General features: G+C 73.8%; 28 protein-coding genes. 8 read left to right on the forward strand and 20 right to left on the reverse strand.

Annotated features, from left to right (window positions below; all coding sequences use genetic code 11):
- Positions 1-354 precede the first annotated feature (354 nt).
- Together ACQEVZ_RS08165 and ACQEVZ_RS08170 are read right to left on the reverse strand one after the other, a co-directional pair.
- Positions 355-1,125, reverse strand: coding sequence for an ATP-binding protein (locus ACQEVZ_RS08165; protein ID WP_433363446.1), 771 nt, complete (start codon positions 1,123-1,125; stop codon positions 355-357).
- A gap of 193 nt (positions 1,126-1,318) precedes the next feature.
- A complete protein-coding gene (locus ACQEVZ_RS08170; protein WP_433376682.1) occupies positions 1,319-2,827 on the reverse strand; it encodes a sensor histidine kinase in 1,509 nt (502 codons plus the stop codon).
- 175 nt (positions 2,828-3,002) lie between these two features.
- On the opposite strand from ACQEVZ_RS08170, the gene ACQEVZ_RS08175 reads away from it, so the two are divergent.
- Complete coding sequence (locus ACQEVZ_RS08175) at positions 3,003-3,152, forward strand: hypothetical protein (RefSeq protein ID WP_433363449.1); 150 nt, start codon at positions 3,003-3,005, stop codon at positions 3,150-3,152.
- 139 nt (positions 3,153-3,291) lie between these two features.
- Here ACQEVZ_RS08175 and ACQEVZ_RS08180 read toward each other — a convergent pair whose 3' ends face one another.
- From ACQEVZ_RS08180 to ACQEVZ_RS08205, 6 genes are all read right to left on the reverse strand, one after another.
- The gene (locus tag ACQEVZ_RS08180; protein WP_433363452.1) at positions 3,292-3,867 is read right to left on the reverse strand and encodes a D-alanyl-D-alanine carboxypeptidase family protein; all 576 of its coding nucleotides are present in this window, start codon (positions 3,865-3,867) and stop codon (positions 3,292-3,294) included.
- A 47-nt stretch (positions 3,868-3,914) separates the two neighbouring features.
- Complete coding sequence (locus ACQEVZ_RS08185; protein ID WP_363412991.1) at positions 3,915-4,532, reverse strand: response regulator transcription factor; 618 nt, start codon at positions 4,530-4,532, stop codon at positions 3,915-3,917.
- A 91-nt stretch (positions 4,533-4,623) separates the two neighbouring features.
- The gene (locus ACQEVZ_RS08190; RefSeq protein ID WP_433363455.1) at positions 4,624-5,049 is read right to left on the reverse strand and encodes a GNAT family N-acetyltransferase; all 426 of its coding nucleotides are present in this window, start codon (positions 5,047-5,049) and stop codon (positions 4,624-4,626) included.
- Positions 5,050-5,117: 68 nt separating this feature from the next.
- Positions 5,118-5,357 (reverse strand): DUF6289 family protein, encoded by a 240-nt coding sequence (locus tag ACQEVZ_RS08195; protein ID WP_433363458.1) that lies wholly within the window; start codon positions 5,355-5,357, stop codon positions 5,118-5,120.
- Positions 5,358-5,424: 67 nt separating this feature from the next.
- Positions 5,425-5,784 (reverse strand): hypothetical protein, encoded by a 360-nt coding sequence (locus ACQEVZ_RS08200; RefSeq protein ID WP_433363461.1) that lies wholly within the window; start codon positions 5,782-5,784, stop codon positions 5,425-5,427.
- Between the two features lie 31 nt (positions 5,785-5,815).
- On the reverse strand, positions 5,816-6,562 hold the full coding sequence (locus ACQEVZ_RS08205; protein ID WP_433363464.1) for a GntR family transcriptional regulator: 747 nt from the start codon (positions 6,560-6,562) through the stop codon (positions 5,816-5,818).
- Between the two features lie 178 nt (positions 6,563-6,740).
- On the opposite strand from ACQEVZ_RS08205, the gene ACQEVZ_RS08210 reads away from it, so the two are divergent.
- From ACQEVZ_RS08210 to ACQEVZ_RS08235, 6 genes are read left to right on the forward strand one after another with little or no spacing between them, the layout of a single operon-like run.
- The gene (locus ACQEVZ_RS08210; protein WP_433363467.1) at positions 6,741-7,673 is read left to right on the forward strand and encodes a phosphate/phosphite/phosphonate ABC transporter substrate-binding protein; all 933 of its coding nucleotides are present in this window, start codon (positions 6,741-6,743) and stop codon (positions 7,671-7,673) included.
- A gap of 10 nt (positions 7,674-7,683) precedes the next feature.
- Positions 7,684-8,463 carry a phosphonate ABC transporter ATP-binding protein gene (gene phnC, locus ACQEVZ_RS08215; protein ID WP_433363470.1) on the forward strand — a complete coding sequence of 260 codons (780 nt, stop codon included), beginning with the start codon at positions 7,684-7,686 and terminating at the stop codon, positions 8,461-8,463.
- Complete coding sequence (phnE, locus tag ACQEVZ_RS08220) at positions 8,460-10,187, forward strand: phosphonate ABC transporter, permease protein PhnE (protein ID WP_433363473.1); 1,728 nt, start codon at positions 8,460-8,462, stop codon at positions 10,185-10,187. Before phnC ends, phnE begins: the two co-directional genes overlap by 4 nt.
- Positions 10,184-11,302: a TIGR03364 family FAD-dependent oxidoreductase gene (locus ACQEVZ_RS08225; RefSeq protein WP_433363476.1), complete on the forward strand. Its 1,119-nt coding sequence runs from the start codon at positions 10,184-10,186 to the stop codon at positions 11,300-11,302. The genes phnE and ACQEVZ_RS08225 overlap by 4 nt, the downstream gene beginning before the upstream one ends.
- 15 nt (positions 11,303-11,317) lie before the next feature.
- Positions 11,318-11,998 carry an HAD-IA family hydrolase gene (locus ACQEVZ_RS08230; protein ID WP_433363479.1) on the forward strand — a complete coding sequence of 227 codons (681 nt, stop codon included), beginning with the start codon at positions 11,318-11,320 and terminating at the stop codon, positions 11,996-11,998.
- 1 nt (position 11,999) lies between these two features.
- The gene (locus ACQEVZ_RS08235) at positions 12,000-13,049 is read left to right on the forward strand and encodes a zinc-binding dehydrogenase (protein WP_433363482.1); all 1,050 of its coding nucleotides are present in this window, start codon (positions 12,000-12,002) and stop codon (positions 13,047-13,049) included.
- Positions 13,050-13,245: 196 nt separating this feature from the next.
- Here the strand turns inward: ACQEVZ_RS08235 and ACQEVZ_RS08240 are convergent, their stop codons facing one another.
- The 8 genes from ACQEVZ_RS08240 to ACQEVZ_RS08275 all read right to left on the reverse strand — a co-directional run bounded on the left by ACQEVZ_RS08240 (position 13,246) and on the right by ACQEVZ_RS08275 (position 20,447).
- Positions 13,246-13,851, reverse strand: a complete 606-nt coding sequence (locus ACQEVZ_RS08240; RefSeq protein ID WP_433363485.1) for a dihydrofolate reductase family protein — start codon at positions 13,849-13,851, stop codon at positions 13,246-13,248.
- An 82-nt stretch (positions 13,852-13,933) separates the two neighbouring features.
- Entirely contained in the window at positions 13,934-15,280 is a 1,347-nt protein-coding gene (locus tag ACQEVZ_RS08245; RefSeq protein ID WP_433363488.1) for a lamin tail domain-containing protein, read from the reverse strand.
- A gap of 138 nt (positions 15,281-15,418) precedes the next feature.
- Positions 15,419-16,099 (reverse strand): sensor histidine kinase, encoded by a 681-nt coding sequence (locus ACQEVZ_RS08250; RefSeq protein ID WP_433363491.1) that lies wholly within the window; start codon positions 16,097-16,099, stop codon positions 15,419-15,421.
- A 124-nt stretch (positions 16,100-16,223) separates the two neighbouring features.
- A complete protein-coding gene (locus tag ACQEVZ_RS08255) occupies positions 16,224-17,753 on the reverse strand; it encodes an alkaline phosphatase D family protein (protein ID WP_433363494.1) in 1,530 nt (509 codons plus the stop codon).
- A gap of 119 nt (positions 17,754-17,872) precedes the next feature.
- Positions 17,873-18,553, reverse strand: coding sequence for an alpha/beta hydrolase (locus ACQEVZ_RS08260; RefSeq protein WP_433363497.1), 681 nt, complete (start codon positions 18,551-18,553; stop codon positions 17,873-17,875).
- Positions 18,550-18,861: an antibiotic biosynthesis monooxygenase family protein gene (locus tag ACQEVZ_RS08265; RefSeq protein ID WP_354899953.1), complete on the reverse strand. Its 312-nt coding sequence runs from the start codon at positions 18,859-18,861 to the stop codon at positions 18,550-18,552. Before ACQEVZ_RS08265 ends, ACQEVZ_RS08260 begins: the two co-directional genes overlap by 4 nt.
- 68 nt (positions 18,862-18,929) lie before the next feature.
- A complete protein-coding gene (locus ACQEVZ_RS08270; RefSeq protein WP_433363499.1) occupies positions 18,930-19,862 on the reverse strand; it encodes an Acg family FMN-binding oxidoreductase in 933 nt (310 codons plus the stop codon).
- Positions 19,863-19,979: 117 nt separating this feature from the next.
- On the reverse strand, positions 19,980-20,447 hold the full coding sequence (locus tag ACQEVZ_RS08275) for a chemotaxis protein CheX (protein ID WP_433363501.1): 468 nt from the start codon (positions 20,445-20,447) through the stop codon (positions 19,980-19,982).
- A 136-nt stretch (positions 20,448-20,583) separates the two neighbouring features.
- Between ACQEVZ_RS08275 and ACQEVZ_RS08280 the strand changes: the two genes are divergently transcribed.
- Positions 20,584-21,174, forward strand: a complete 591-nt coding sequence (locus tag ACQEVZ_RS08280) for a hypothetical protein (RefSeq protein WP_360568544.1) — start codon at positions 20,584-20,586, stop codon at positions 21,172-21,174.
- A 68-nt stretch (positions 21,175-21,242) separates the two neighbouring features.
- Here ACQEVZ_RS08280 and ACQEVZ_RS08285 read toward each other — a convergent pair whose 3' ends face one another.
- From ACQEVZ_RS08285 to ACQEVZ_RS08300, 4 genes are all read right to left on the reverse strand, one after another.
- A complete protein-coding gene (locus ACQEVZ_RS08285) occupies positions 21,243-22,001 on the reverse strand; it encodes an alpha/beta fold hydrolase (RefSeq protein ID WP_433363505.1) in 759 nt (252 codons plus the stop codon).
- Positions 22,002-22,066: 65 nt separating this feature from the next.
- Positions 22,067-22,735 carry a potassium channel family protein gene (locus ACQEVZ_RS08290; RefSeq protein WP_433363508.1) on the reverse strand — a complete coding sequence of 223 codons (669 nt, stop codon included), beginning with the start codon at positions 22,733-22,735 and terminating at the stop codon, positions 22,067-22,069.
- Between the two features lie 20 nt (positions 22,736-22,755).
- Positions 22,756-24,087 carry a TrkH family potassium uptake protein gene (locus ACQEVZ_RS08295; RefSeq protein ID WP_433363511.1) on the reverse strand — a complete coding sequence of 444 codons (1,332 nt, stop codon included), beginning with the start codon at positions 24,085-24,087 and terminating at the stop codon, positions 22,756-22,758.
- A 28-nt stretch (positions 24,088-24,115) separates the two neighbouring features.
- Positions 24,116-26,317, reverse strand: coding sequence for an MMPL family transporter (locus ACQEVZ_RS08300; RefSeq protein ID WP_433363514.1), 2,202 nt, complete (start codon positions 26,315-26,317; stop codon positions 24,116-24,118).
- Positions 26,318-26,330: the final 13 nt, after the last annotated feature.

Genomic DNA, 26,330 nt, shown 5'->3' on the forward strand with positions numbered 1-26,330 from the left:
CGGCGCGGCGCCCCCACCCTCAGCGGCCGCGACGGTGGGCCGAGGTGCTCTGCGCGCGTCACACGCCGCCTCACCGGGGCACGCGGCCCGGGTTCGCGGTGCGGGGAATCCGGTGTGCCGGGGTCGATCCCGGACGCCTTCACCAGGTGCGGCGGGTCCGCGGCGGTGAGCAGCACCAGCGCGGCGCCGATCCACTTCGGACGGAGTCGGGCGGCGTGATCCGGCCCGCCGGCGCCACGACCTTCACGTGCGGGCGGGTCGGCCGGCCGGCCGGCGGAGTCGTGCTGGTCTGTGTGCGGGACGCGCATCGTCCCTCGGCGCCGCGCATCCGCCGAGCGGGCTACCGACCCGTGCTCAGGTCCGGCGCTGCGTCGGCACCGTCGCCAGGGTCGCCCAGATCACCTTGCCCGCCACGGTCCGCGTCGCCCCCCAGGCGCGCGCCGACCGCGCGACGATCCCGAGCCCGATGCCCCGGACGTCCAGTGGCACGTCCTCGCGCTGCACCGGCCTGATCATGCGGGGCAGCGCCGGATCGCCGTCCTCGACCGCGAGATGCAGCAGGTCCCAGCGGCGGGAGGCGGTCACGGTGAACGGCGTCCGCGCGTGCTGCACGGCGTTGGTCACGAGCTCCGAGATGATCGCCCGGGCCGGGTGCAGCAGCGCGCGCAGGTCCCAGGCCAGGACCGTGTCACCGATGAACGACCGCGCCGTCGAGGGCGCCATGGCCTCCGGCTGCAGGTCGAGCCTGACCCGGCCGAACGGTGGCGTCCTGTGGCTGAGCGCGTCCTGCGCCGCGGCCATGGTGGTGTAGATCGGGATCCGGGTCATGAGCCCGGCGCCGACCAGCTTGCGCCAGGTGGCGTCCGACGCCACGAGCACCAGCGGGACCGGCGGCTGGATGGAGCCGCTGTGCCGCTCGGCGAGGAGGACCGCGCCGACGAGCGCGGGGTTGGGCTGCTCGACCGCCGTCAGGTTCAGCAGCAGCGCCCTCGGATGCTCCGCCAGACCCTTGCGCACCGCGGTGGCGAGGTCGGTCTTGACCCGCCCGTCGCACGGCCCCTCGACGATGACCTCGACTGTGCCCTGCTCGATGTCGCTGCGCAGACCCACCCTTGACCCGATCACCGCCGCTCCACTTCTCTATCCATCCCGCTGGATCGGAATCCGCGCCCTCGGGCCCGGAGTGTGGCCATCATCCAATAAGAATCGCGCTGCGGCAGCGAAACGGCCAATCCCGTTGGATTTGACCGGTACCGCGGCCTCATCGGATCACTGCAAATCCGTTGTTTTCCGATAATATGCCTCCGGTCACTTTCGGTCACCGCGCGGGGAACGGGACCCACAGCTCGACCTCCGTGCCGATGCCCGGGCGGCTCTTGACGGTCGCGGTGCCGCCGAGGTCGTGGATCCGGCCGCGGATCGACTGCTCCACCCCCAGGCGGCCCGCCAGGGCCGCGTCCCGCAGCCGGTGCGGCTCGAAGCCGGCACCGTCGTCGCGGACCGTCACACGTACCCCGTCGTCCTCGTCCTCCAGGAGGATCCAGGCCCGCGCGCCCGGCCCGGCGTGCTGCCGGACGTTGTCCAGCGCCGCCTGGACCGCCGCGAACAGCTCGGCCGCCGGGGCGGCCGGCAGCATGACCGGGTCGACCGGGGCGGCGACGTCGACGGTGGCCGAGGACAGCCCGGTGAGCCTGGCCCGCAGGTCGGCCTCGGTGCCCGCGCCGGGTGGCGCCGGGTTGCCGCTGAGCAGGTTGCGCAGGGCCACCTCCTGTTCGCCGGCCAGCGCCGCCAGTTGGGCGCCGGCGCCGCCGAGCTCCGAGCCCTCGCGCTGGACCATGGCGAGGACCTGCAGCACGCCGTCGTGGATCGGCCGGGCCAGCCGGTCCCGCTCCGCGGCGGCCGCCTCCTGCCGGATCAGCTCGGCCTGCTTGCGCTCCGCCCAGCGCTCGGAGAGATGGTGCGCGATGCCCAGTCCGCCGATCGCCGCGGCCGACACCAGCAGCAGGACGCCGGCCGTGTCGAGGCGGAGCGTCGTGCCGATCGACCGCGGCGCCGCGCCACCCAGGTCGATCACCGGGGCGGTCTTGACGCCGGCGACGACGAGCACGCCGGCGATCGGGCCGAGGACCGCGGGGAGCGAGCCGCGCGGGGCGAGCACCGGTGCCGTTGCGCCGGCGACCGCGGTCGCGGCCCCGGTGACCAGCACGATCATCAGCAGCGCCGGCGTCGCACCGTACTGCCCGGCGAGCTTCTGCGGGTCGCCGCTCGTGCCCGAGAACGCGATGAACAGGCACGTCGCCGCGCCCACCGTGAGCGCGACCGTGGCCGCGACCCGCCACCTGGTCGCCGCGGCGGCCACGCCGATCGCCACCCCCAGCAGCGCGGCGGACCAGCGGGCGGGGCCCGCGTCCCTGGTCGCGAGCAGCGCGATCGCCAGCGGCGCGGAGACCGCGATCTGCGCCGTCGCCGCGGTCAGCGCCCCGGCCAGCGACCACACCCCGGCCAGCGTGGCCAGGACCACCGCCGCCGCGAGGGTCATCCCGCCGAGAATGGCGGTCCTGGCGTTCGGGGAGTTGGCGAGCGTCCGCCAGCTGACGCCCAGCAGGTCCGCGAGCCGCTCGGTGGAGAGCATGGCGAACGGCAGCGCCACGATCGCCACCAGCCCGCCGGTGACGATCGGCCGCAGCCGCTTCCAGCTCCAGGCCTTCTCGTCCGGCGGCCCGACCGCGGCGGGATCGCCGCGCCGCCACCACCAGGTCGCCGGGGCGACGGCGGCGAGGCCGGCCACGACCAGCAACCCGCGCCAGATGGGCAGCGCCGGGTCCATGAACTGGTAGATGGTGCCCGGCAGGGCCTGGCCGAAGAGGCCGAACCCGATGACGAGGCCGGCCACGGCGGCGCCCAGACCCGGCGCGCCGGTGCACAGCAGCCGCTGCGCGGCGCCCAGCGCCCCGATGGCGAGGACCGGGAACGCCGCGCTGGACAGGTGGTAGAAGATCATCGTGTCCGGATACGGGACCAGGTCCGGCCACGCGATCGGCACGCACAGCAGCCCGCCGGCCGTCAGCAGGCAGGGCCACCACCGCAGCAGGCACAGCGCCAGCACGGTCGCCGCGGTGGGGATCAGCGGCGTGTACGGGTCGGGCCCGTAGTACGCGTCGGGCCCCTGCACGCCGAGCCGCGGCGAGAATCCTCCCCCGTGCGAGGACTGCACCACCGCGACCAGCAGACCGCCGCCCAGACCCGCCAGCGCGATCCACCACCGCAACGTCCGTTCATGCATGTCGATGATCATGACCGATGGGCCGCGTGCGCGACGGCCGGGTGTGCCAGGCGGGCCGGGCGGCCTTCCGGGTGGTACTCGAAATGCCACCATTCGTTGTCGTACATCCGGTACAGGCCGTACCGCGCGCCGTACACCTCGAGCCAGCGCGCACCCTCCGACGGCCGCACGTCGAGGGCCAGACCCGCGACGTGCCGCGACTCGTCCGGCGGCAGCGTCCACCGCCGGGCCAGCTCCTCCGAACCGCAGCGCTCGACCTGCGCGGCGTACAGCGCGGCCTGGACATCCGCGTCCCGGTGGCCGGAGGTCAGCCCGAGCAGCTCGCCGTGCCGCCACAACGCCCGCGTGCGGGCCGCCTCGAACGCCGCCCGCGTCGCAGGGGTGAGCCCGGCCAGGTCCTCGGCCGGGAAGCGCAGGGTCAGCGCCCACTGGCAGGCGGTGTGCCGCGCCCGCCCCGGCGCGACCAGCGCGGCGACCGGCGTCAGCGAGACGGCCAGCAGGCGGGTGACGGCGCGGTACAGCGGGTCACGGCGCCGGACGACGCCGTGCCGTTGGGCGACCACCATCGATTGGTTCAGGGCCATGCACAGAACATTCCGCACCGGCGGCGGCCGGGCATGAGTAGAAGTACTCAGTCGAGCCCGTGCTCGAGTGCGTAGCGCACCAGCGCGCTGCGGTTGTGCAGCTGCAGCTTCCCCAGCGTGTTCTGCACGTGGTTCTGCACCGTGCGGACCGAGAGCCCCAGGTCCTCCGCCACCAGCTTGTACGGCAGGCCCTTGGCGACCAGCCGCAGGACCTCGGTCTCCCGCGCGGTCAGCTCGGGCCCGCCGCTCGTGGACCGGGCCAGCTTCCGGTACTCCCCGAGCACCAGACCGGCCAGCCCGGCGGTGAACACGGCCTCGCCCTCCACGGTGCGGCGCACCGCCTCCAGGAACTCCTGCCGTCCCGCCGACTTCACCAGGTAGCCGGTGGCGCCAGCCTTCAGCGCGTCGAGCACGTCGCGCTGCTCCCCGCTGGCGGACAGCATGAGGACGCGCACCTCGGGCAGCGCCTCGAGCAGCCCGCCGATCACCTCGACGCCGGACAGGTCGGTCAGCTGCAGGTCGAGCACGACCACGTCGGGGCGGGCCGCCCGCGCGACCCGCAGCGCCTGGGCTCCCTCGCCGATCACGGCGGTGACCAGGTAACCGGCGTCGGTCAGATCCCGTGCCACCCCGTCCCGCCACATCGGGTGGTCGTCCACCACCATCACCCGCACAGGCACACCGATCACACCGGCCACCCTAGACGGCGGGGCCTTCCGGTGGTTGCTGCGGCGTCGCGAAGCACCGCCGAGGCCCTCACGACCCTGCTGCCGCCTCCCACAGCAACAGCTGCCGGTGGTGGCTGAACCCGTTGCGCGCGTAGAAGTCGACCGCCCGCCGTCCTGAGTGGACGGTCACGTGCAGCAGCCCCCGCGCCTCGGCCTCGGCCAGGATCGCCGCTATCAGCGCACCGCCGATGCCCCGGTTCCGGCGCTCCTCGCGGACCATCACCGACTGCACGTCCCCGAACCGCCGCTGCGGCGCCCCGCTGCCGGGGACGCGCTCCGCGACGCACAGAAAGGCGCACCCGACCACGGCTCCGTCGATCTCGGCGACGAACGGCAGGTGCGTCTCCGCGTGCGCCGCCACCCAGCCGGCGAACTCGTCGAACTGGTCCGGCCCGATCTCCCGCAGCTCCGCGAGCGCCGCCACGTCCGCCGGTCCCGCCATCCGCACGATCACCCGGCGGAGTCTATGCGGGCGCCGGCGGCACCGGCGGCAGGGCCGGCGCCGCCGTCGCGACCGTGTTGTCAGCAGGGGGTGAAGAACACCTGCCTGATGCCCGAGGTGACGCCCCAGCTGCCCGGGGGCTGGCCGCAGCCGGTCCACGACTGCCCGATGACCTGGGTCTTCGCGGCGTCGGCGTAGTAGGCGAAGACGATGAGAAGGTCACCGCCGGGCGGGGGCGGCGGGATCGCCCCGGCGGGGGTGGCGGCGCCGGCGATCACGGCACCGGTGACCAGCAGCGCGAGCATCGTACGACGGATCATGTCCATCCCTTCGACAATGGTCTATGTCGTGACCATCATCGGCGCTCGCGGCCGGCACCACAATGCGTCAGCGCGGGGTGGCGCCGGCGGCGCCGGTCAGCCACAGGTCGGAGTTGCCGACGTCGTAGCCGCACCAGTCCTTCAGCACGACCCGCATGGTGTTGAGGCCCGGCTCGAACAGCGTGCGGATGTTCTCGGCCGCGCGGGAGTCGACGGTGGTGTTGCAGTTCAGGCTGAAGTCGCGCTGCCAGCGCCGGGTCGAGCCGGTCGGGGTGACGACCGTGATGTCGACGATGTCGTCGACCGAGAACGGGGCGGTGCCGTCCGCGCTCGCCGAGAGGTACACGGCGGCGGTGCCGGCGACGCGGACGTCCCAGGTGCGGTCGTTCGGGCCCGCGGGACGGACCGGTCGCGGCCGACGTCGCACCGACCGGGGGACAGCGCGGCCTGCGCGGCGCCTACCGTTCGGCGGTCAGCCGGGTCTCGAAGCCGATCCGGTCGCCGCGGTACAGCGAACGGACCCGCTCGATGGGCGTGCCGGTCGGGTCGCGGCTGACCCGCTGCATGAGCAGCATCGGCAGCGCCGGGTTGGTCTGCAGCAGCAGCGCCTCGCGTGGGCTGGCCAGGGCGGTCTCGATCCGCTCGGTCGCCTCGGCCCAGACGACGCCGAGCTCGTCCTGCATGCAGCGGTACAGCGAGCCGCTGGGGTCGAGCACGTCGAGCAGCGTCGGGTAGCGCTCGGCCGGCAGGCAGGTGCTCTCCAGGCCGAGCGGTTCGCCGTCGGCGAGCAGCACCCGCTCCAGATGGATGACCGGTGCGGCCGACGCGATCTCCAGGGTGGCGGCCAGCTCGTCGTCGGCCGGGATCTCGCCGATCGTGACGACGATGCGGGACGGTGTGCGGCCCATGGCCCGCAGCGCCTCGGTGTAGCTGGCCAGCGACAGCGGATGGATGAGCTTGGGCCCGGCGACGAACGTCCCGCGCCCCTGCCGCGCGCTGAGCCGGCCCTCGATGACCAGCTCCGAGATCGCCTGGCGGACCGTGGAACGGGCGACGCCGAACCGGGCGGCGAGGTCACGCTCCGGCGGGAGCAGCGCCCCGACGCCGAGCTCGGCGATCTCGTCGAGGATCCGCGCCTTGACGGCGTAGTACTTCGGGACCCGGCCGTGCGCGGGGATGCCTGAGTGGTGCAGGGAGACCGACACGGGGCAACCTTACGGCGCGCCCGCTTCATAACGGAACCATAACAGGTGCGAACCTTTGTGGCTCGTTCGCTGCGAACTACGGCTCGTTGGCGGCCCGTTCACCTGTGCTCCCTACGTTGACGCCGCTGATGAGGAATCCGAACGAACGACTGAACCCGCAGGTCAAGAAGGGTTGAACATGAAGGTCTCCACCCGGGTCGCCCTCGGCGTCGCCGCCGTGGCCGTGCTGCTGGCCGGCACCACCGCGTGCTCCTCCGACGACGACACCACCTCCACCGCCGCCGGCGCGTCGGCCGCGGCCGGCAAGTTCGCCAAGGACTCCGGCACGCTCGTGTTCGGCGTCGTGCCGGACACCGCCTCCACGCAGCAGAACTACAAGCCGCTCGAGGACTACATCGCCAAGATCTCCGGGCTCAAGGTCGAGTACCGGGAGTCGTCGGACTACGCAGCCCTCATCGAGGCCGCGGTCTCCGGCAAGGTCGACATCGCGAGCTTCTCCGGCTTCACGTACGTGACGGCGAAGAACAACGGCGCCAAGATCACGCCGTTCGCCTCCATCATCACCAAGAAGGGCCAGGAGCCCGGCTACTACTCCGAGGCGATCGCCCCCGAGAGCTCCTCCATCAGCAAGATCGAGGACTTCAAGGGCAAGAAGGTCTGCTTCGTCAGCCAGACCTCGACCTCCGGCTACCTGTACCCCAGCTACAACCTGCTCAAGGCCGGCATCGACCCGACCAAGGACGTGACGCCGGTCTTCGCCGGCAAGCACGACGCGTCGGCGCTCAAGGTCTCCCAGGGCTCCGAGTGCGAGGCCGGCTTCGCCGAGGACGTCGCCGTCGAGGCCCAGAAGGGCCTGAAGGTCATCAACAAGACCTTCGTCATCGGCGCGCCGATGACCCTCGCCGACGGGCTGCCGGCCGACCTCAAGACCAAGCTGGTCTCGGGCCTGCAGAACGTCACGATCGACCAGATCCAGGCCGCCGGTGTCGCCGGCGCGGACAGCGACGCCTTCAAGAAGACCTTCTACGCCCTCGCGCCGGTCGACGACGCGAAGTACGACATCATCCGCGATCTGTGCAAGCAGACCAAGGCCGCGGCCTGCGGCAACTGAGGTAGGGACGATGACTGTCAGCGACGCGCCCGCTGTCGAGGTGCACGGGCTCAGCAAGACCTACGGGCAGGTCACCGCGCTGCGGGACGTGTCGCTGACGGTCACCCGCGGGGAGATCGTCGTCCTGCTCGGGCTCTCGGGCTCGGGCAAGACGACCCTCCTGCGCCACATGAACGGCCTCGAGACGCCGAGCGCGGGCGACCTGCGCGTCCTCGGCGAGGACCTCACCCGCCTGCGCGGCCGCGACCTGCGCCGGCTGCGCGGCCGCATCGGCATGGTCTTCCAGCAGTTCCACCTGGTCGGCCGGCTCACGGTGCTGGAGAACATCCTCACCGGCGCCCTCGCCGGGCTGCGCGGCCCGCGGATCGGCGTCGCGTCCTACCCACGGGAGCAGCGCCGGCGGGCACTGACCCAGCTCGACCGGGTCGGCCTGCTCGACAAGGCCTACCAGCGGGCCGACACGCTCTCCGGCGGCCAGCAGCAGCGCGTCGCCATCGCCCGGGCGCTGATGCAGCGGCCTGAGATCCTGCTCGCCGACGAACCGGTCGCGTCGCTGGACCCCGAGTCCAGCGACCAGGTGATGGCCCTGCTGCGCGACATCGCCGCCGAGGACAAGCTGACCGTGATCTGCAGCCTGCACCAGGTGGAGCTCGCGCTCGCCTGGGGGCAGCGCATCGTCGGCATGCGCAGCGGCAGCGTCGTGCTCGACACGCCCGCCGCCGGTCTCACCCGCGAGACGGCGATGCGCATCTACGGCCGGATGACGGCGTCGCTGGCGGAGGTGCAGTGAGCGCCACCGACCTGCCCGAGATGCCGGTGCTGGACCTGGACCGGGCTGTGAAGCGCCCCGCACCGGCCCCGTCCACGATCGTCGCGGCCGGCCTGCTCGTCGCGCTGCTGGGGTTCGCGGTCTGGTCGTTGAACGAGATCGGCTTCACGGCCGAGACGTTCACCGAGAGCGCCGACAAGGTCGGGCCGTTCCTCGACCGGATGCTGCCGCTGCGCTTCCCGCCGGTCCAGGAGCTGCTGCGCTCGATCGGCGTCACCCTCGGCGTCGTGCTGTGCGGGACCGCGATCTCCGCGCTGCTGTCGGTGCCGGTCGCGTACATCTCGGCCCGCAACACCAGCCCGCTGCCGTGGCTGGTCCCGATCGGCCGGGCGATCGGCGTCGTGGCCCGCGCCGTGCCGGACGTCGTGCTGGCCATGCTGTTCGTGCTGCTCTTCACGCTGGGCTCGCTGCCCGGCATCCTCGCGATCGCGCTGCACTCGATCGGCATGATCTCGAAGCTCTTCGCCGACGCCATCGAGCAGATCGACGAGGGCCCGCGCCAGGCGATCCGGGCGACCGGCGCCTCCCGGGCCCAGGAGTTCTGGTCCGGCATCTTCCCGCAGGTGCTGCCCTCCTGGATCGCCACGACGCTGCACCGCAGCGACATCAACCTGCGAGGGTCGGTCCTGCTCGGCTACGCCGGCATCATCGGCCTCGGCTACGACCTGCGCCTGTCCCTGGAGTCGCTGAACTACCACAAGGCGATGGCGTTCGCCCTCGTCATCTTCGGCCTGTGCGTGCTGTTCGAGATCGTCTCGACCGTGATCCGGGCCCAGCTGCTCGGCGCGGCGCCGACCGGCCGCAGCCTCGGCTCCCGGCTGGCCCGCCGGCTGCCGGCGCCGGACCTCCCCGTCACCGCCGCCATCCCCGCGACCCATGACCGGGACGCGGCGGTGGCAGCCGCGATGCGCCGCCCGTGGAACGCGGACCGCGTCAGGTCCACGGCGGCCGTCGGCGCCGCGGTGGCCGTCATCGTGGCGGCCGTCATCGGGTCCGAGGCGAAGTGGCTGGACCTGTTCCGCTTCTGGGGGCAGATCCCGTTCCTCCTCGACCGGACCTGGCCACCCTCGATCGAGCCGCGCACCTGGGCGGACGTCTTCGACGCGCTGCTGGTGACGCTGGAGATCGCGGCGGCGGCCACGCTGCTGAGCGTCGTGCTGTCGCTGCTCGTCGGCCCCCTCGCGGCCCGCAACGCCGCCCCGAACGGCCCGACGCGGGCGGCCGCCCGGCTGCTGCTGCTGGTGGTCCGCTCGGTCCCGGAGCTCATCCTGGCCATCGTGCTGATCATCGTCACCGGGCTCGGCCCGCAGGCCGGCACCCTCGCCCTCGGCTTCGTCGGCGTCGGCCTGCTCGGCAAGCTCATCGCGGACTCCCTCGAAGAGGCGGCGCCGGGCCCGCAGGTCGCCGTCCGCTCCGTCGGCGCGACCCGCACCCAGGTGTTCTTCTCCTCCACCGCGCGGCTGAGCGTGCCCGCGTTCGTCGGCCACACGCTCTACCTGCTCGACTCCAACATCCGCTCGGCGACCGTGCTCGGCATCGTCGCGGCCGGCGGCATCGGCTACTACCTCGTCGACGCCACCCGGGTGTCCCGCTACGACCAGGTCACCGCGTTCGTCATCGTCCTCGTGGTCGTCGTGCTGGTGGTCGAGGCCGTCTCCGCCGTCATCCGCCGGGCGCTGCGGTGAGCGCCGCCCCCGCCTTCGACCTCGCCGTCGTCGGCGCCGGGATCGTCGGGCTCGGCCACGCCGCCGCGGCGCACGCGCGCGGGCTGCGGGTCGTCGTCGTCGAACGGTCCACCGCGATCCACGGCGCCAGCGTGCGCAACTTCGGGCACGTCTGCATCACCGCGCAGAGCGGGCAGGCGCGCGAATACGCCGAGCGGGCCCGCGAGCTCTGGCTGCGCTACGCGCAACGGGCCGGCTTCTGGGCCCGCGAGTCCGGCACCGTGATCGTCGCCCGGGCCGCCGACGAGCTGGCCGTCCTCGAGCAGTGGCGCGAGGACGAACCGGCCATGACCCTGCTGCGCCCGGACGAGGTCACCGACTGGGTGCCGGTGACGGGCGCGGTCGGCGGGGCCTGGCTGCCCCGGGACCTGCAGGTCGACCCGCGGCAGGCCGCCCCGGCGCTGGCCCGGCACCTGGCCGGGGCCGGCGTCGAGTTCCGCTGGCGCACCTCGGCCCTCGGCGTCGACGGCGGCGTGCTGCACACGTCCCGCGGCCCGATCCGCGCCGGCGCGGTCGTCGTCGCCGTCGGGCACGACGTCGACCAGCTGTTCCCGCACGTCGCGGAGGCCGCCGGCGTCGTACGCTGCGGCCTGGACATGCTCCTGGTCGACGCCGGGGCCCTGCCGTCGCCGCTGAGCGCCCCGGTCCTCACAGGATGGTCGCTGCTGCGGTACTCGGCCACCAACGCGACCCCGGCCGCCGCGGCCCTGCGCGAGCGGCTCTCGGCCGAGCACCCCGACCTGTACGCGCTGGACCTCAACCAGATGTACACGCAGCGCCCCGACGGCACCCTCATCGTCGGCGATACCCACTACCGGGACGCCGCGGTCGCGCCGTTCCAGGCCGAGTCGTCCTTCGCCGCGCTCGCCGGCGTCACCCGCGACCTGTTCGGCCTGCCCGGCCTGCCGGTCCGCGAACGGTGGCAGGGCGTCTACGCGTCGGCGCCGGAAGAGTTCCTCGTCGCCGCGCCCGCGGACGGGCTGCGGGTCGTGTCGGTCACCACCGGCATCGGCATGACCACCGGCCTCGGCCTGGGCGACGCGACCGTCGCCGACCTGTTCGGAACCACCTCATAGATGGGAAACGAGAACATGCGATTCGAGACCGTGGTGCTGGACCTCGCCGGGACGACCGTCGTGGACGACGGCCTGGTCGAGCTGGGCTTCGAGCGGGCCTTCGACCGGGTGCTGCCCGGCGACCCGGGCCGCGCGGCCGCCGTCGAGCACGTGCGGGCGACGATGGGGCAGTCCAAGATCGAGGTCTTCCGCGCCCTCGCCGACGAGGCCACGGCGCAGCGCCTCAACCAGGCCTTCGAGCAGGCCTACGGCGAGCTGGTCGAAGAGGGCCGGTGCACGCCCATCCCCGGCGCCGAGAAGGCCGTCCGCGAGCTGCGCGAGCGCGGCCTGGCCGTGGTCTTCACCACCGGCTTCGGCCGCGCCACGGCGGACGCCGTCGTCGGCACCCTCGGCTGGCGGGACCTGGCCGACGCCGTGCTCACCCCCGCCGACGCGGGCCGCGGCCGCCCGGCCCCGGACCTCAACCTGACCGCGCTGCTGCGGACCGGCGCCGGGTCCGTCGACGCCCTCGTCGTGGTCGGCGACACCGAGTCGGACGCCGCCTCCGGCGTCGCCGCCGGGGCCGGCCTGGTCGTCGGCGTCCTCACCGGCGGCCGCGCCGAGCCGGCGCTGCGGGCCGCGGGCGCGCAGCACGTGCTCGGCAGCGTCGTCGAGCTCCCCGCACTCATCGACGCCGTCACCGACGGCCGGCGCTGACGTGGGCGGCGACGTGGGCGGCGGCACGGTGCGGTTCGCCCGCTGGGACGGCGCCGGATCGCCCTTCCGCGTCGTCAGCACCGCGCTGCCGGCGCGGCTGGACGCCGGCGAGGTGCTGGTCGAGGTCGAGCTGGCGACGATCTGCGGCAGCGACCTGCACACCGTCGCCGGCCACCGCCCCGCCCCGACGCCGACCGTCCTCGGTCACGAGCAGGTCGGCCGGGTCGTCGCCGCGGCCCCCGGCGCCCCGGTCCGCCCGGGCGACCGGGTGGTCTGGTCGGTGACCGTCTCCTGCGGCGCGTGCCCCCGCTGTACGCGCGGCCTGGAGCACAAGTGCGTGCGGCTGCGCAAGTTCGGCCACGAGCCCGTCGACGGCGGCTGGACCCTCAGCGGCGGCTTCGCCACCCACGCGGTCCTGCCGGCCGGGACCACGATCGTGCCGGTCCCCGAGGACCTGCCCGACGTCGTGGCCGCACCGGCGTCCTGCGCGACCGCGACGGTCGCCGCGATGCTGGACGCCGCGCCGCCGCTGCCGGGCCGCCGCGTGCTCGTCACCGGCGCCGGCCTGCTGGGCGTCACGGCCGCCGCGATGTGCGCCACGGCGGGCGCCGAGGTCACGGTCAGCGACCCGGATCCGGCCCGGCGCCGGCTCGCCACCCGCTTCGGGGCCGACCGCGTGGCCGCCCCCGGCGAGCCGCTGACCGGCTTCGATGTCGCCCTGGAGCTGTCCGGCTCGGCCACCGCGGTCGAGGGCTGCCTGGCCGCCCTGGACGTCGGCGGCCACGCGGTCCTCGCCGGCTCGGTCTCCCCCGGCCCGCCGGTCACGATCGCGCCGGAGCGCTTCGTGCGCAACCTGCTGACCGTGACCGGCGTGCACAACTACCGCCCCGGCCACCTGCGCCGGGCCGTCGCGTTCCTCACCGGGCACGCCGGCCGCTTCCCGTTCGCCGAGCTGGTCGGCGAACGCTTCGGCCTGGCCGACCTCGACCGCGCCTTCGCGGCGGCCGGCCACTCACCCGCGCTGCGCCAGGCCGTCGACCCGCGTCGCTGACCACGCCGCCACCGGACCGGACCGGCCCTCGCCGGACGCCCGCCAGACCCGCCACCGGACCGGCCTGGCCCTTGCAAGGAGGCCGCCGGACCCGCCACCGGACCGGCCTGGCCCTTGCAAGGAGGCCGCCGGGCCCGCCGCCGGACCGGTCGCAGCGCGATCGCGCCGCGACGCGGCCGGTCCGATGGGTGCCGCGTCAGGCGGCGCGGTCGACCGGGAACACCAGGTGGGTGACCCGGTCGCCCTGGATGCAGACGGTCGGGTCGCCGAGCAGGGCGTCCCCGGCGGCGAGGTCGCCGAAGAACGGCCGGCCCTTGCCCATCACCACGGGCACCAGGTCGACCGCGACCTCGTCGAGCAGGCCGAGCTCCAGGCACTGCCCGGCGATCGTGCCGGCGGTGACCGACACGATCCGGTCGCCGGCGATCTCCTGGGCCTTCGCGACCGCCGCCGCGACGCCGTCGGTGACGAAGTGGAACGGGGCACCCGGATGCGCCGCCACCCATTCGGCGGGCACCTGATGGGTGACCACCACGACCGGCATGCCCATCGTGTGCTGCCCGCCCCACCCGTCGGTGAAGTCGAAGAGCGTCCGCCCGCAGACCAGCGCACCGATCTGCGAGACCCACCGCGTCCAGTAGTCGGCGCTCGGCCGGCTCACGTGGAACGTGAAGTGCCCGGCCACGGTGGGCAGCTCCACGTCCCCGTTCTGGAACCAGTCGAAGAGACGCCCGATCGTGTTGTCGTCCTTCGCGATGTACCCGTCCAGCGACATCGACGCCGATGCCACGACCTTGCCCATGCATCCTCCTTCGTCCCGGACGCCACCCGAGGGGCCAGCATGCACCATGGCCGGCCCGCACCGGCGGCGATCAGCAGGACGATCAGCAGGACAGGGTGCCGCTGCGCAGGGCGTGGCCGCCGTCGTTGCTGTCGTCGGCCCACAGGACCTGCTTCGTGCCGCCCGAGCACGCGGGGCTGAAGGCGAGGCCCTCGTTGTTGTAGTTCGACATGCCCGAGGGGCGGTTGTAGGTGGCGGTCGGGGTGAAGGTGCCCTGCGCGTTGATGGTCAGGGTGGTGGAGCGGCCGGAGCAGGTGTCGTCGCAGGCTGCCCACAGGCGGCCGGTCGACGGCTCGTACTCGAGGTCCATGACGGCGGCGAGGCCGGTCGGGAACGCGGCGACCCGGGTGTAGCCGGTGCCCGCGAGGTTCAGCGCATACGCGTAGACGGTGCCGGTGGCCTCGGCGCCGACGAGGTACAGGCCGGTGCCGTGGCCGGCGTACGACGACGGCGTGTAGGCGCCACCGGTGCGCTCGTCGCGGAAGCCCGCCGCCACGAGGGCGGTGTCCGGCACCCACGCGATGGCCTCCAGGCCGCTGTTCGCGGCGGTGCCCGGCAGGTCGGCGGTGAGGTTCCATTCGGCGGACGCGTTCACCGTGCTGCCGGACGGGTTGTACCGCAGGATCTTCTGCAGGCTGGTGCCGCTCTTGGCGTTGTCCCGCTCGGTCACCACCATGATCCCGTCGGGGGTGACGACGACACCCTCGGCGTCCGGGTCGCCGCTGCCGTTGGCGTAGCGCAGCGTGTACGTGGCGGCCTTCTGCCACGTCGTGCCGTTCGGCGTCAGCCGGTAGAGCGTGCCGGCGCCGTTGCGGACCGCCCAGACGACGGATGCGGACTCGTACGACAGGCCGCTGAGGTTCTCCCCGAAGGCGTTGCTCGCGTCGGCGTCGGCGACCGCCGACCCGCCGGGCCAGGCGGCCGGGGGCGGCGGCGGGCACGCGTTCGCGGTGCCCTTCGTGGCGGCGCTCGTGGTGACGAAGCTGCCCGTGCCGTTCGGGCAGCGGCCGTACGTGCTGCTCGCGTGGCTCGACCAGGTGTAGGAGTCGGCGAGGGTGCCGCCGGGCTCGTACAGGCGGACGCTGTCGGCGCTGCCGAGGCCGAACGCGCTCTCGACGTCGACGGCGAGGTACGCGCCGGGCGCCAGGCTCACGCCGCCGCCGATGACGTACTGGTGGGCGTCGTCGTTGTCCTTGACGACCCATCCGGCGAGGCTGACCGCGGTGGTGCCGGTGTTGGTCAGCTCGACCCAGTCGCCCGGGCTGCCGCCGCTGGACTCGACCTCGTTGATCCGCACGCCGGTCGCCGCCGCGTGCGCCGCGGGGGCGGGCAGCAGCGGGACGGTCAGCGCGGCGACGATGACAGCTGTGAGGGACTGGCGAACACGCACGAAGGACGCTCCAGACATGGACGGATGTCGAAGTTCGCAGCCTTCCCGACGGCGACGTCGGCCCGTTGAACGCGCCGCGAACAGCGCCCGTCGCGCCGGCAGCTTCTCCCGCCCTCGGCTCCGGTCAGCGGGAGCGGATCAGCCGGCCGGGAGCTCCACCGTCAGGTGCGTGCCGCTGCCGGCGGGGCTGTCGAGGTGCAGCAGGCCGCCGAGCGCCGCGACCCGGGCGGCGACCATGACGATCCCGCCGCCGATGACCGGTTGCGCGCCGCCGACGCCGTCGTCCGCCACCGCCACCTGCACCGTCCGGACGTGCCGCTGGACCGTGACGACCGCCCGCCGGGCGTGCGCATGCCCGGCGACGTTGGCGAGGGCCTCGCAGATCACCGCGTACGCCGTCGAGGCCACCGCGTTCGCCGCCGGCCCGACGTCCACGGTCACGACGACGGGGAACGGCATGGCCGCGGCGAGCCCGCGCACCGACGCCCCGAGGTCGGGTCCGGCCATGCCGTCGGCGAGCACCAGGTCGCACAGGCCCCGCAGCGCGTGCCGCAGCTCGGTCCCGGCCCGCGCCCGCGCCTCTGGGCCGGTCGCCACGCGGGCGGCCGCGGCCAGGTTCCGCACCCGCTGGTGAGCCGCGTCGTCCCGCCCGCCGCTGGCGCCGTCCAGAGGGCGGCCGGCACCGTCCGTGGCGCGGCCGGGGCCGTCGGGGTCGGCGCCTCCGCAGGAGCCGGCGCCGGAGGTCTCGTTACGTCCGGCGGGCGCGGACCGCTCGCGCCGCCGGCGCGGACCGGCCGTGCTGAGCCACGGGCCGAACATTCCCTCGCCACCTCACCCTTCCCGCGGGCGGAAGCACCCGTACAGACAAGGGGCGTATCGCCGGCCTGCCGCGTTACCGGCGCGGGCGGCCCGGGAACCCGGGCCGCCCGCGGTGCCGCTCAGCTCAGGCGGCGGGCAGCGTCGTCGTCCACAGCACCGCGCCGTCGAGGTCGCGGAGGCGGACGGTCAGCGCCCTGGTGTGCGGGTCGATGTCGACCTGCCCGAAGTGCTGGAATCCCTCCATCGGCGAGGCGTTCGCGCGCGGTGGGGCGTGCACGAACGCGGCCTGCGGCCCGAACGTCGCGTCGAGGGCGTTCGGCCCGAACGCACCCGCGTTCGCCGGCCCGGACACGAACTCCCAGAACGGCGTGAAGTCCTGGATCGCGGCCCGCGCGGGGTCGTAGTGGTGGGCGGCGGTGTAGTGCACGTCCGCGGTGAGGAAGACGATGCCCCGTACACCGTGACGGTGCGCGGCCTGCAGCACCGACGCGAACTCGAGCTCCCGCCCCAGCGGCGCGCCCGGGTCGCCCTGCGCGACGCCCTCCTGCGCCGCGGCGCCGTCGGGGACGACCAGGCCCAGCGGCAGGTCGATCGCGATGACCTTCCACGTCGCGCGCGAGCTGAGCAGCTCCCGGGTCAGCCAGGCCCGCTGCTGCGCGCCGAGCAGGCCCCGGGACCGGTCGGCGTAGGTGTTGCCGTCGTTGGCGTCCTTGAAGGTGCGCATGTCGAGCTTGAACAGGTCCAGCAGCGGGCCGTAGGACACCTTGCGGTACACCGGGCCGGGGCTGATCGGCTGCCACTCGTAGAACGCCTGCCTGGCGCGGGCGGCGAGCACGTCGACGCGCTTCTCCGTGTACCGCGCGTCGTCGAGGATCTGGCCGGGGAACCAGTTGTTGCGGACCTCGTGGTCGTCCCACTGGTTGAGCTGCGGCACCTCCGCGGTGAAGGCACGCAGGTTGGCGTCGAGCAGGTTGTACGCGTACTGGCCGCGGTACTCCTGCAGCGTCTCGGCGACCTTGCTCTTCGCCTCGGTCGTCACGTTGCGCCACACCCGCCCGTCCGGCAACGCGACGGTCTCCGGCACCGGCCCGTCGGCGTAGACGGTGTCGCCGCTGCACAGGAAGAAGTCGGGGCGCACGTCGCGCATCGCGCGGAAGATGCGCATGCCGCCGACGTCGGGGTTGATGCCGTAGCCCTGGCCGGCGATGTCACCGGTCCACACGAACCGCACGCCCTCGTGCCGGGCCGGGATCCGCAGCGAGCCGCTGACCGGCTCGCTCACCCGGCCGTGCCCGGCGTCGGCGCGGACCCGGTAGTAGGTGCGGCGCCCCGGCACCAGGCCGTGGACCCGCAGGCTGCCGGTGAAGTCGCTGCCGGCGGCGAGCACGGGGCCGCGCAGGGTCCGCGCGTGCCGGAAGTCGGGGCGGTCGCTGAGCTCCACGAGCATCCGCCCGGCCCGGTCGGCCCGGGTCCAGATGTTCGCCGCCGCGCCGAACGCGTCGCCGCTCTGCACACCGTGGGTCAGCACCGGCCGGCCGTCGGGCACGAACGCGACGGACGGCGTGGCCGGCAGCGCGGACGCCGTAACGGCACCGGCCGCGACGGCCGCCGAGGTGCCCAGCACCCGCCGGCGGTTCCAGGTTCCAGAAGTCATGCCCTTGGTCTACGCGAGCGGGCCGATCGACCGATGCCATCGACGTGAACGGCTCCGGACCACTTCCCGGCCGCAGCGTTACCGGCGCCGCGGGGCGGCCCGCCGTCGGACGGCACTCGTCAGCGACCCGTGAGGAGCGCCGCGAGGTCGGCGGGGTGGGACATCGGGGCGTCGTGGTCGCTGTCGATGAGGTGGTACGGGGTGCCGGCCGCTTCGAGGCGGGCGCGGGTGACGGCGGCCGGGTAGCCGGGTGGGGTCGCGGTGCAGAAGATGTGCGTGCGCGGCACCGACGCCGACGCCGCCGTGTGCGCGGGCATGGGGTCCAGGGAGGGGGCGAGCGGGGTCGGGCAGAGGCGGGCGTTCATCCAGGCGGCCGTGTCCTCGTCGAGGCCGGCGCCGGCCTGGAGGGGCTTCGGTTGCAGCCACAGGTCGCGGGGCAGGTCGGGGACGGGCCCGAGGAGGGCGGCGGCGCGTTCGCCCGGCAGGGGCTCGGGCGCGTCGACGAAGACGAGCCTGGCCAGGCGGTCGGCGCACCTGGGCGCCGCGGCGGCGATCGCGATGCCGCCCTGGCTGTGGCCGGCGAGGACGACGTCGTGCAGGTCCTCCTCGGTCAGGAGGTTGGCGACGTCGAGGGCCCAGGTGTCCAGGGATGGCGGCTCGGCGGTGAGGTGGCGGCGGTCGCCCATGCCGGTCAGCGACGGCGTGTGCACCTCGTGACCGGCGGCCGTCAGCAGGCGGCGGACCCGCGACCACGACCACGCGCCCCGGAAGGCGCCATGGACCAGGACGAACACGGTCACGGCCGGTCCTCCAGCACGACCTCGCCGGTCATGCGGGGATAGGTGTCGTACGGGCGGAGGTGCTCGTACATGGCTTCGGTGTGCTCGACGTAGCCGGGTGTACGGGTCGCCTCGGCGTAGGACTCCGCCGTGTCGAAGAGGCGGATGTGGGTGAAGTGCGTCGGGTCGTCGGCGTCGCGGACCAGCCAGCGGCCCCGGAAGCCGGGATGGGCGGCGAAGTAGTCGGCGAACCGCGCGGACAGCGCGACGTACGCGTCGGCGTGGCCCTCCGCGTCCCGGGTCCAGGCCTGGCTGACGACGACGTGCATGGGACTCCCCTCGTTCCGCTGTGAGAACCGATGTTTCCATCTGAACGCGGCCTGCGGAAGCCCCCGGGCTACCCGATGACGTCGGACGGCGGGCGGCGGTTCGTGAAGCACATCGACGGTGCGTAGCCGAAGCGGAGCACGAGCTGCGGGTCGTGGGACCGGTGCAGGGCGAGCCGCACCTGCTCGCGCACGGCCGGCACCTCGATCGGCTGGGAGAACAGCGCGGCGGCCAGGCCGAGGTCGGCGGCGAGCAGCAGCAGCCGCTGCAGCACGATGCCGGCGCGCAGCTCGTCGGCGGCCCGGTCGCCGTGGACGCCGAACACGGCGACGACCGGGCCGCGGCCGGGGTCGCGGGTGTCCTCGTGGCCGGGGCCGCCGAAGTCCCGTCGGGTCATCAGCTCCCCCGGGTGTGGCGTGGCGCCGGCCGCCCGCGGCCCGACACCCTCCACGTCCTGGTCGGCGCCGGTGCTCCAGGCGCGCAGTTCGGCCAGGTACCGGGGGTCCGCGCGCAGCTCCGTGTCGGCCTCATGGGTGAGCGCCGCCAGGGCGTGCAGGTCCGGTCCGTCCTCGACCAGGTCCAGCCAGCCGCCGTCCGACTCGACCTGCCGCACGAGCTGGGTGGTGACGCCGGCGGCGACGGCGGTGTCGGCGAACGGCGACCGGTTGGTGTGCCGGCGCCAGATCTGCCAGTGCAGGCGGCGCTCCAGCGGCGTCGGCGGCCGCGGTACGGCCGGCGTCAGGTGCACCGCGCCCGCATGGGTCGCGACGTCCGCGGGCGCCTCGGCGACCGCGAGCGACAGGGCGAGGTTGGCCGCCGCGGCGCCGCACGACACGCGCGCGGCCCGGCCGTCCGGGTCCGTGGCCGGCAGCGCCCTCGCCGGGTCGACGCGCACCTCGATGCCGCCCTCCGTGCGGCGGAAGCGCCACGGCTGGCTGTTGTGGATCGACGGCGCCCGCACGGCGTCGCCGACCGCGGAGACGAACGTGTCCTGGTCCCACATGGATGCCCCCCCGGCGGGTGCGCACGGTATCTGCCGGGTACGACGCTTCCCCCGGACGCCGGGCGACCGCCAGAGGCGAAGGTCCTGTCCACCCTCTCTCCGGGGTCAGGCGGGGGGTCAGGCGGGCTTGGGCTGGCCGTGCAGGATCGTCAGGAGCATCGGCTCGGTGTTCAGCGTGACCTGCAGCGTGTGCAGCGGCGTCGTGCCGGGCCACACGATCTTCGCCCGGCCGACCACCACCTGCGGCAGCGACAGGTGACTGGGCTTCGGCAGCAGGCTCTTCACGTTGCCGGCGAGGATGTTGACCAGCTCGCCGAGCGCGTCGGCGCAGTCGTCGGCGTTGGCGCTCGTGGGGTCGACGTCGAGCATCGCGCCGGCGATCACCCCCGCGACCGGCAGCCCGCAGCGCAGCACGGCGAGGCCGTTCCACGCGCCGGCGAGGCCGATGCTGGCCGTCACGTCCGCGGTGTCCGCCGGCGGCTCCGGGGCGGGCGTCACCTCCGGCGCGCAGTTCAGGTACGCCGTCCACACCTGCCAGACGATGCCCCGCACGTCGTCCTCGGACAGCGACGGCTCCGGGTCCACGAGACCACCCCCGATGGTCCCATCGGCAGGCCCGCGCCCGGCTTGAGGTCCCGCGAACACGGGACTTCCGGCCCGTTCGCACCGGCGCCGCGACGACAACACTGAAGTCGTCGAGGACACCGACTGGAGGCCCGAAATGAGCGCCGCATCCGTCCACCACACCCCCGTCAGCCACCTCGAGCGGGTCGAAGCCCCCGGCAGCATGCTCACCAAGACCGCCGCGAAGGCGCTCGCGGTGCTGCGGGTCGGCACCGGGTTCGTGTTCCTCTGGGCGTTCCTGGACAAGACGTTCGGCCTCGGCTACGCGACCCCGTCGGCGAAGGCCTGGATCAACGGCGGCTCGCCCACGAAGGGCTTCCTGAGCTCCGTCGACGTCGGCCCGCTGCAGTCGGCGTTCCACGCCATGGCCGGCACCTGGTGGGCGAACTGGCTGTTCATGCTCGGCATGCTCGGCGTCGGCCTGGCCCTCATCGCCGGGATCGGCCTGCGGATCGCCGCCGCGTCGGGCGCGCTCATCATGGCGATGATGTGGCTGGCGGAGTTCCCGATCGCGCAGCACACCGCGGCCGGCGCCGCGAGCGGCTCGACCAACCCGTTCGCCGACTACCACCTGGTCTACGCGGTGGTGCTGGTCGTCCTCGCCGCCGCGTACGCCGGCCACACCTGGGGCCTCGGCCGCCTCTGGGCCAAGCTCCCCTTCGTCCAGCGCAACCGCTGGCTCATCTGACCACCCCTTCGACGAACGGCCCGGGACCTCGCGTCCCGGGCCGTTCGTGTGCCCCGGGCTTCACACACTCAGGCCCTGCGGATCGGCATGTGCGTCGTCGCCGGTGCCCCGCCGAGGAACGCCGCGACCAGGCCGGTGCACAGCTGCGGCTGCTCGATCAGCAGCGTGTGCGAGGCGCGTGGCACCACGGCCAGCTCGGCGTCGGGCAGCCCGCGGTAGAGCGCCAGCGTGTGCTCCAGGGACACGGCGTCGTCGTCGCCGACGAGCACCAGCGTGCGGCAGCCGGCCGCCCCCAGGTCGGCCGCGGTCAGCGCCAGGTCTCCCGCCCCGGCCGACTCGGCGATCCGCTCGATGACGGACGTCAGCCGCCCGGGCCCGTCCGGCGACACGCCGGCGTGCTGGTCGTAGATGATCTGTGGGATGTCCGCCGGCGAGGCGGGCGGCAGCACCCAGCCGTCCTGGTGGAACGCGGTGCTGATCAGCACCAGCCGGGACACCAGGTCCGGGCGGGCCAGCGCCGTCAGCAGCGCCACCACCCCGCCCGCGCTGTACCCGACCAGGGCGGCCGCCCCACCCACCACGGTCTCCAGGAACGCGATCATGTCCGCGGCCATCACCTGCGGGCTGAGCGGGCCGCCCGGGTCCGCGGTGTGCCCGTGGCCGCGCCGCTCCGGAAGGTAGAGCCGGAACGATCCCGCCAGCGCGTCCAGGTTGCCGGCGAAGCAGCGCGAGTCGACGATGGCGCCGTGCAGCAGCACCACCGGCTCGCCCGAGCCACGCTCGTCGTGCCACATGCGCATGCCGTCGCCGTCGACATAGCGTTGCACCCGCGCCTCCCCCCGCCGTCCGCCCGCGACCGATCATGTCGCACCCGGACCGGTCCCGCAGCCCCTCAGCTGGGGCGGGCGCCCAGCTGCTCGACCTTCTCCGTCGGGCCGGAGACGATCAGGGTGTCGCCGCGCTGGATGACGGTGTCGGGCAGGGCGGTCTCCGCCTCCTCGCCGGCGCGCTTGACGGCGACGACGGTGATGCCGTGCCGGGTGCGCAGGGCGAGCTGGGTCAGGGTCTGGCCGATCATGTCGTCGGGCGGGCAGACCTTGGCGATGGCGTAGCCGTCGTCGAACTCGATGAAGTCCAGCAGCTTGCCGGTGACGAGGTGCGCGACGCGCACGCCCATGTCGGCCTCGGGGAAGACGACGTGCCGGGCGCCGACGCGCTCCAGGATGCGGCCGTGCTTGGCGGAGATGGCCTTGGCCCAGATCTCCTCGATGCCGAGCTCGGTGAGGGCCAGGACGGTCAGGACGCTCGCCTCGATGTCGGTGCCGATCCCGACGACGGCGCGGTTGAACTCGGGGACGCCGATCTGGCGCAGGGCCTCCTCGTCGGTGGAGTCGGCCTGCACGACGTGGGTGAGGACGTTGGCCAGCTTCTGCACGATCTCGGCGTTCTCGTCGATGCCGAGGACCTCGTGGCCGAGCTCGGTGAGCGACTCGGCGACCTGCCCGCCGAAGCGGCCGAGGCCGATGACCACCACGCCGCCCGACACGTCGCTCTTGCCCATGGAGCCTCCCCGGAAAAACGTCACCCGATGATCGGCCGCTCCTCGGGCAGGCGGTAGCGCAGCTTCCGGTGCCGCAGCGCGATCGCGGAGGCCACCGTGATCGTACCGACCCTGCCGATGAACATCAGCGCGACGAGCGTCAGCTGGCCGGCCGGCGGCAGGGACGCGGTGATGCCGGTGGACAGCCCAGCGGTCGAGAACGCGGCGGTCGCCTCGAACAGCACCCGGTCGAACGGCAGCGCGGTGATCAGCAGCAGGACCAGCGTCCCCAGCGCGACGATGCCGACGCCGAGCAGCGCGACCGTGACCGCCTGCCGGACCGTCTGCGCCGGGACGCGGCGGGCGCCGACGTTGACGTCGTCCTCGCCCCGCACCTCGGCCCAGATGACGAACGCGAGCAGGAAGAACGTGGTGACCTTGATGCCGCCGGACGTGCCGGCGCTGCCGCCGCCGATGAACATGAGGACGTTGGTGAGGGCAAGGGTCTCCGGGCGGGCCGCCGCGTAGTCGATGCTGTTGAACCCGGCGGTGCGGGGGCTGACACCGGAGAACATGCCGCCGACGAGGGTCTGCCACCAGTTGAGCGGGCCGAGGGTCGCGGGGTTGGACCACTCGAAGGCGGTGACCGCGCCGGCGCCGACGAGCAGCAGGATCGCCGAGCCCCAGACGGTGAGGCGGGTGTGGATCGACCAGTACCGCGGCTTGCGCCACTCCCGGTAGAGCTCCAGCATCACGGGGAATCCGAGGCCGCCGAGGATGACGGCGACGGCGACGGTGCCGCAGATCCACGGGTCGCCGACGAAGCCCATGAAGCTGTCGGAGTACAGGGTGGTCCCGGCGTTGTTGAAGGCGCTGACCGCGTGGAAGACGCCGTGCCAGAGCGCGGTGCCGAACGAGTCGTCGTAGGTGGTGCGGAAGCGGACGGTCAGCACGGCGGCGACCACCAGCTCGAAGCCGACCATCATGGCCAGGACCCGCAGCAGCAGCGCCCGCACCTCGCCGAGGTTGAGCGAGCGGGTCTCGGCCTGGGCGACGAGCCGGGTGCGCAGCGCGAGCCGGCGCGAGACCATCAGCCCGAGGACGGTCGCGAAGGTCATGATGCCGAAGCCGCCGACCTGGATGAGGCCGAGGATGATGCCCTGGCCGGCCGGTGACCAGTAGGTCGCCGGGTCGACGGTGCTCATGCCGGTGATGAACACCGACGACGCGGCGGTGAACAGCGCCACCAGAAACGGCGCGGGCTCCCCGGCGGCGCGGGCCGCGGGGAGCATGAGCAGGCCGGTGCCGACGGCGAGCGCGGCCAGGAACGCCGTCGGCAGCAGGCGGGTCGGGTGCCGCAGGGCACGGAGCATGGGGAAGATCCTATGGCCGCGCCGGCGGTCACACGCTGCTCGCCGCCAGCTCCCGGGCGTCGCTGGGCTGCGCCGGCACGTCGTGGGAGACCTCCGGCAGCCAGCCGAGCCAGCGGGGCAGCCACCAGTTGCGCTCGCCGAGCAGGGCCATCGTGGCCGGCAGGAGCACCGCGCGGACGATCGTCGCGTCGAGCAGGACCGCCGCCGCGAGCCCGACGCCGAGCTCCTTGGTGGAGACCAGGGGCAGCGTGGCGAACAGGGCGAACACCGCCACCATGACCGCGGCGGCGCTGGTGATGACGCCGGCGGTGGCGGTGATGCCCTCGGTGACCGCCTGCCGGGTCGGCAGCCCCCGGTCGTGGCCCTCGCGGATGCGGCTGACGACGAAGACATGGTAGTCCATCGACAGGCCGAACAGGATGACGAAGAGGAACAGCGGCATCCAGTTCGTGATGCCGTCGGCGGCCCGGAAGTCCAGCAGCGACTCGAAGTGGCCGTACTGGAAGACGAACACCAGCATCCCGTAGGCCGCGGCGACCGACAGCAGGTTGAGCACCACGCCGGTGACCGCGACGACGACCGACCGGAACGACACGAGCAGCAGCAGGAACGCCAGCCCCAGCACGAACCCGAAGACCAGCGGCATGGAGCCGGCGAGCTGGTCGTTGAAGTCCTTCGAGCCGGCGGTGCCGCCCGTGACGCCGACCCACGCGCCCGGCTGCTTCGCGAGCGTCGCGGGGATGACCGTCCCGCGCAGGGCCGCCAGGGCCTCCTCGGAGGCGCGGTCGCTGCCGGTACCGGAGAGGCCGACGCTGATGACGGCCACATCGCCGGCGGGGTTGACGGTCACCGTGACCGGCTCGTGCAGCTTGCCCGTGGCGAGCGCCTGCCGCTTGAACTCCGCCACCGCCGCGTCCCATCCGGCGCCGGTGACGGCGGGTGCCTTGACGACGACCTCGGCGGGCCCGGTGCCGCCGGGGAACGCCGCCTGGATCGCCAGGAACGCCTGGGTGATCGGCGCGCTCGGGGACAGGTCCTCGACGCCCTCACCCTTGGTGCGCAGGTCCAGCGCGGGCGCGGCGAGCACGCCGAGCGCGGCGACGGCGACGACGGTGGAGACCAGCGGGCGCTTCAGCACCAGCCGCAGCACCGCACCCCAGACGCGGCCTCCGCCGCCGCGCCGGCGGTACAGGCCGGGGATCTTCCCGAGGTCGACCCGGTCGCCGAGCGCGGACAGCAGCGCCGGCAGGACGGTCAGCGAGCCGAGGACGGCCGTGGCGACGACGAGGATGGTGCCGACGGCGAAGCTGACGAACGTCGTGTCGCGGGTCAGGAACATGCCGGCCATGGCGACGATGACGGTCAGCCCCGAGACCCAGATCGACCGGCCGGACGTCTGCGCGGCGATGACCAGGGCCCGGTGCGGGTCGACGCCGTTGCGCCGCTCGTCGCGCTCCCGGCGGATGTAGAACAGGCAGTAGTCGACGCCGACGGCGAGCCCGACCAGCAGCATGACGTGCATCGTGGTGTCGACGGCCGGCGCGAGGTGGCTGGCGAACGCGAGGAGCCCGACCGCCCCGACGACCGCGGTGACGGCCAGCCCGACGGGCAGCAGCGCCGCGACGATCGCGCCGAACGCGACGAGCAGGATGCCGAGGGTGACCGGGATCGACAGCATCGACAGCCGGTTCAGGCCCTCGTCGAGCTCGTCGCCGATGAGCTTGTCGCCGCTGGCGTCGCCGGCCTCGGCGATGTACAGCTGTGGGTGCGCGCGCTGCACGCCGGCGACGGCGTCGAGGACCGGCTGGATGCGGTCCTTGGCGGTCTCCGGGTCGCCGCGCACGGTGAACGTGAGCAGCACCGACCTGCCGTCCTCGGAGGTGACCGGCGCCGCGACGGGCTCGGTGGCGCCGGTGCCGTTCACGGCGGCGGTGACCTCCGCGACGGCGGCCTCGAGGTCCGGGTCGTCCACTGTGGACTTGCTGGTGACGATCACCATCTCGCCGGCGCCCTGCTCGGGGAAGCCTGCCTGGGCGACGATCCGGTCGGCGCGGCCCGACTCGCCGTTGCCGAAGTCGCCGCTGCCCGCCTCGACCATCCCGGCCTGCCCGCTGAGCACGGTGACCCCGACGACGAAGACGAGCCATCCGATGATGGCGAGCGCGCGATGGCGGGCGCTCCACACCGCGACCCGCGCCGCGATGCCCTTCACGTTGTCCCTGGATTCCATGCTTGGAACGCTA

It is taken from the genome of Dactylosporangium sp. CA-152071 (assembly GCF_050936335.1).
Lineage (GTDB): Bacteria > Actinomycetota > Actinomycetes > Mycobacteriales > Micromonosporaceae > Dactylosporangium > Dactylosporangium maewongense.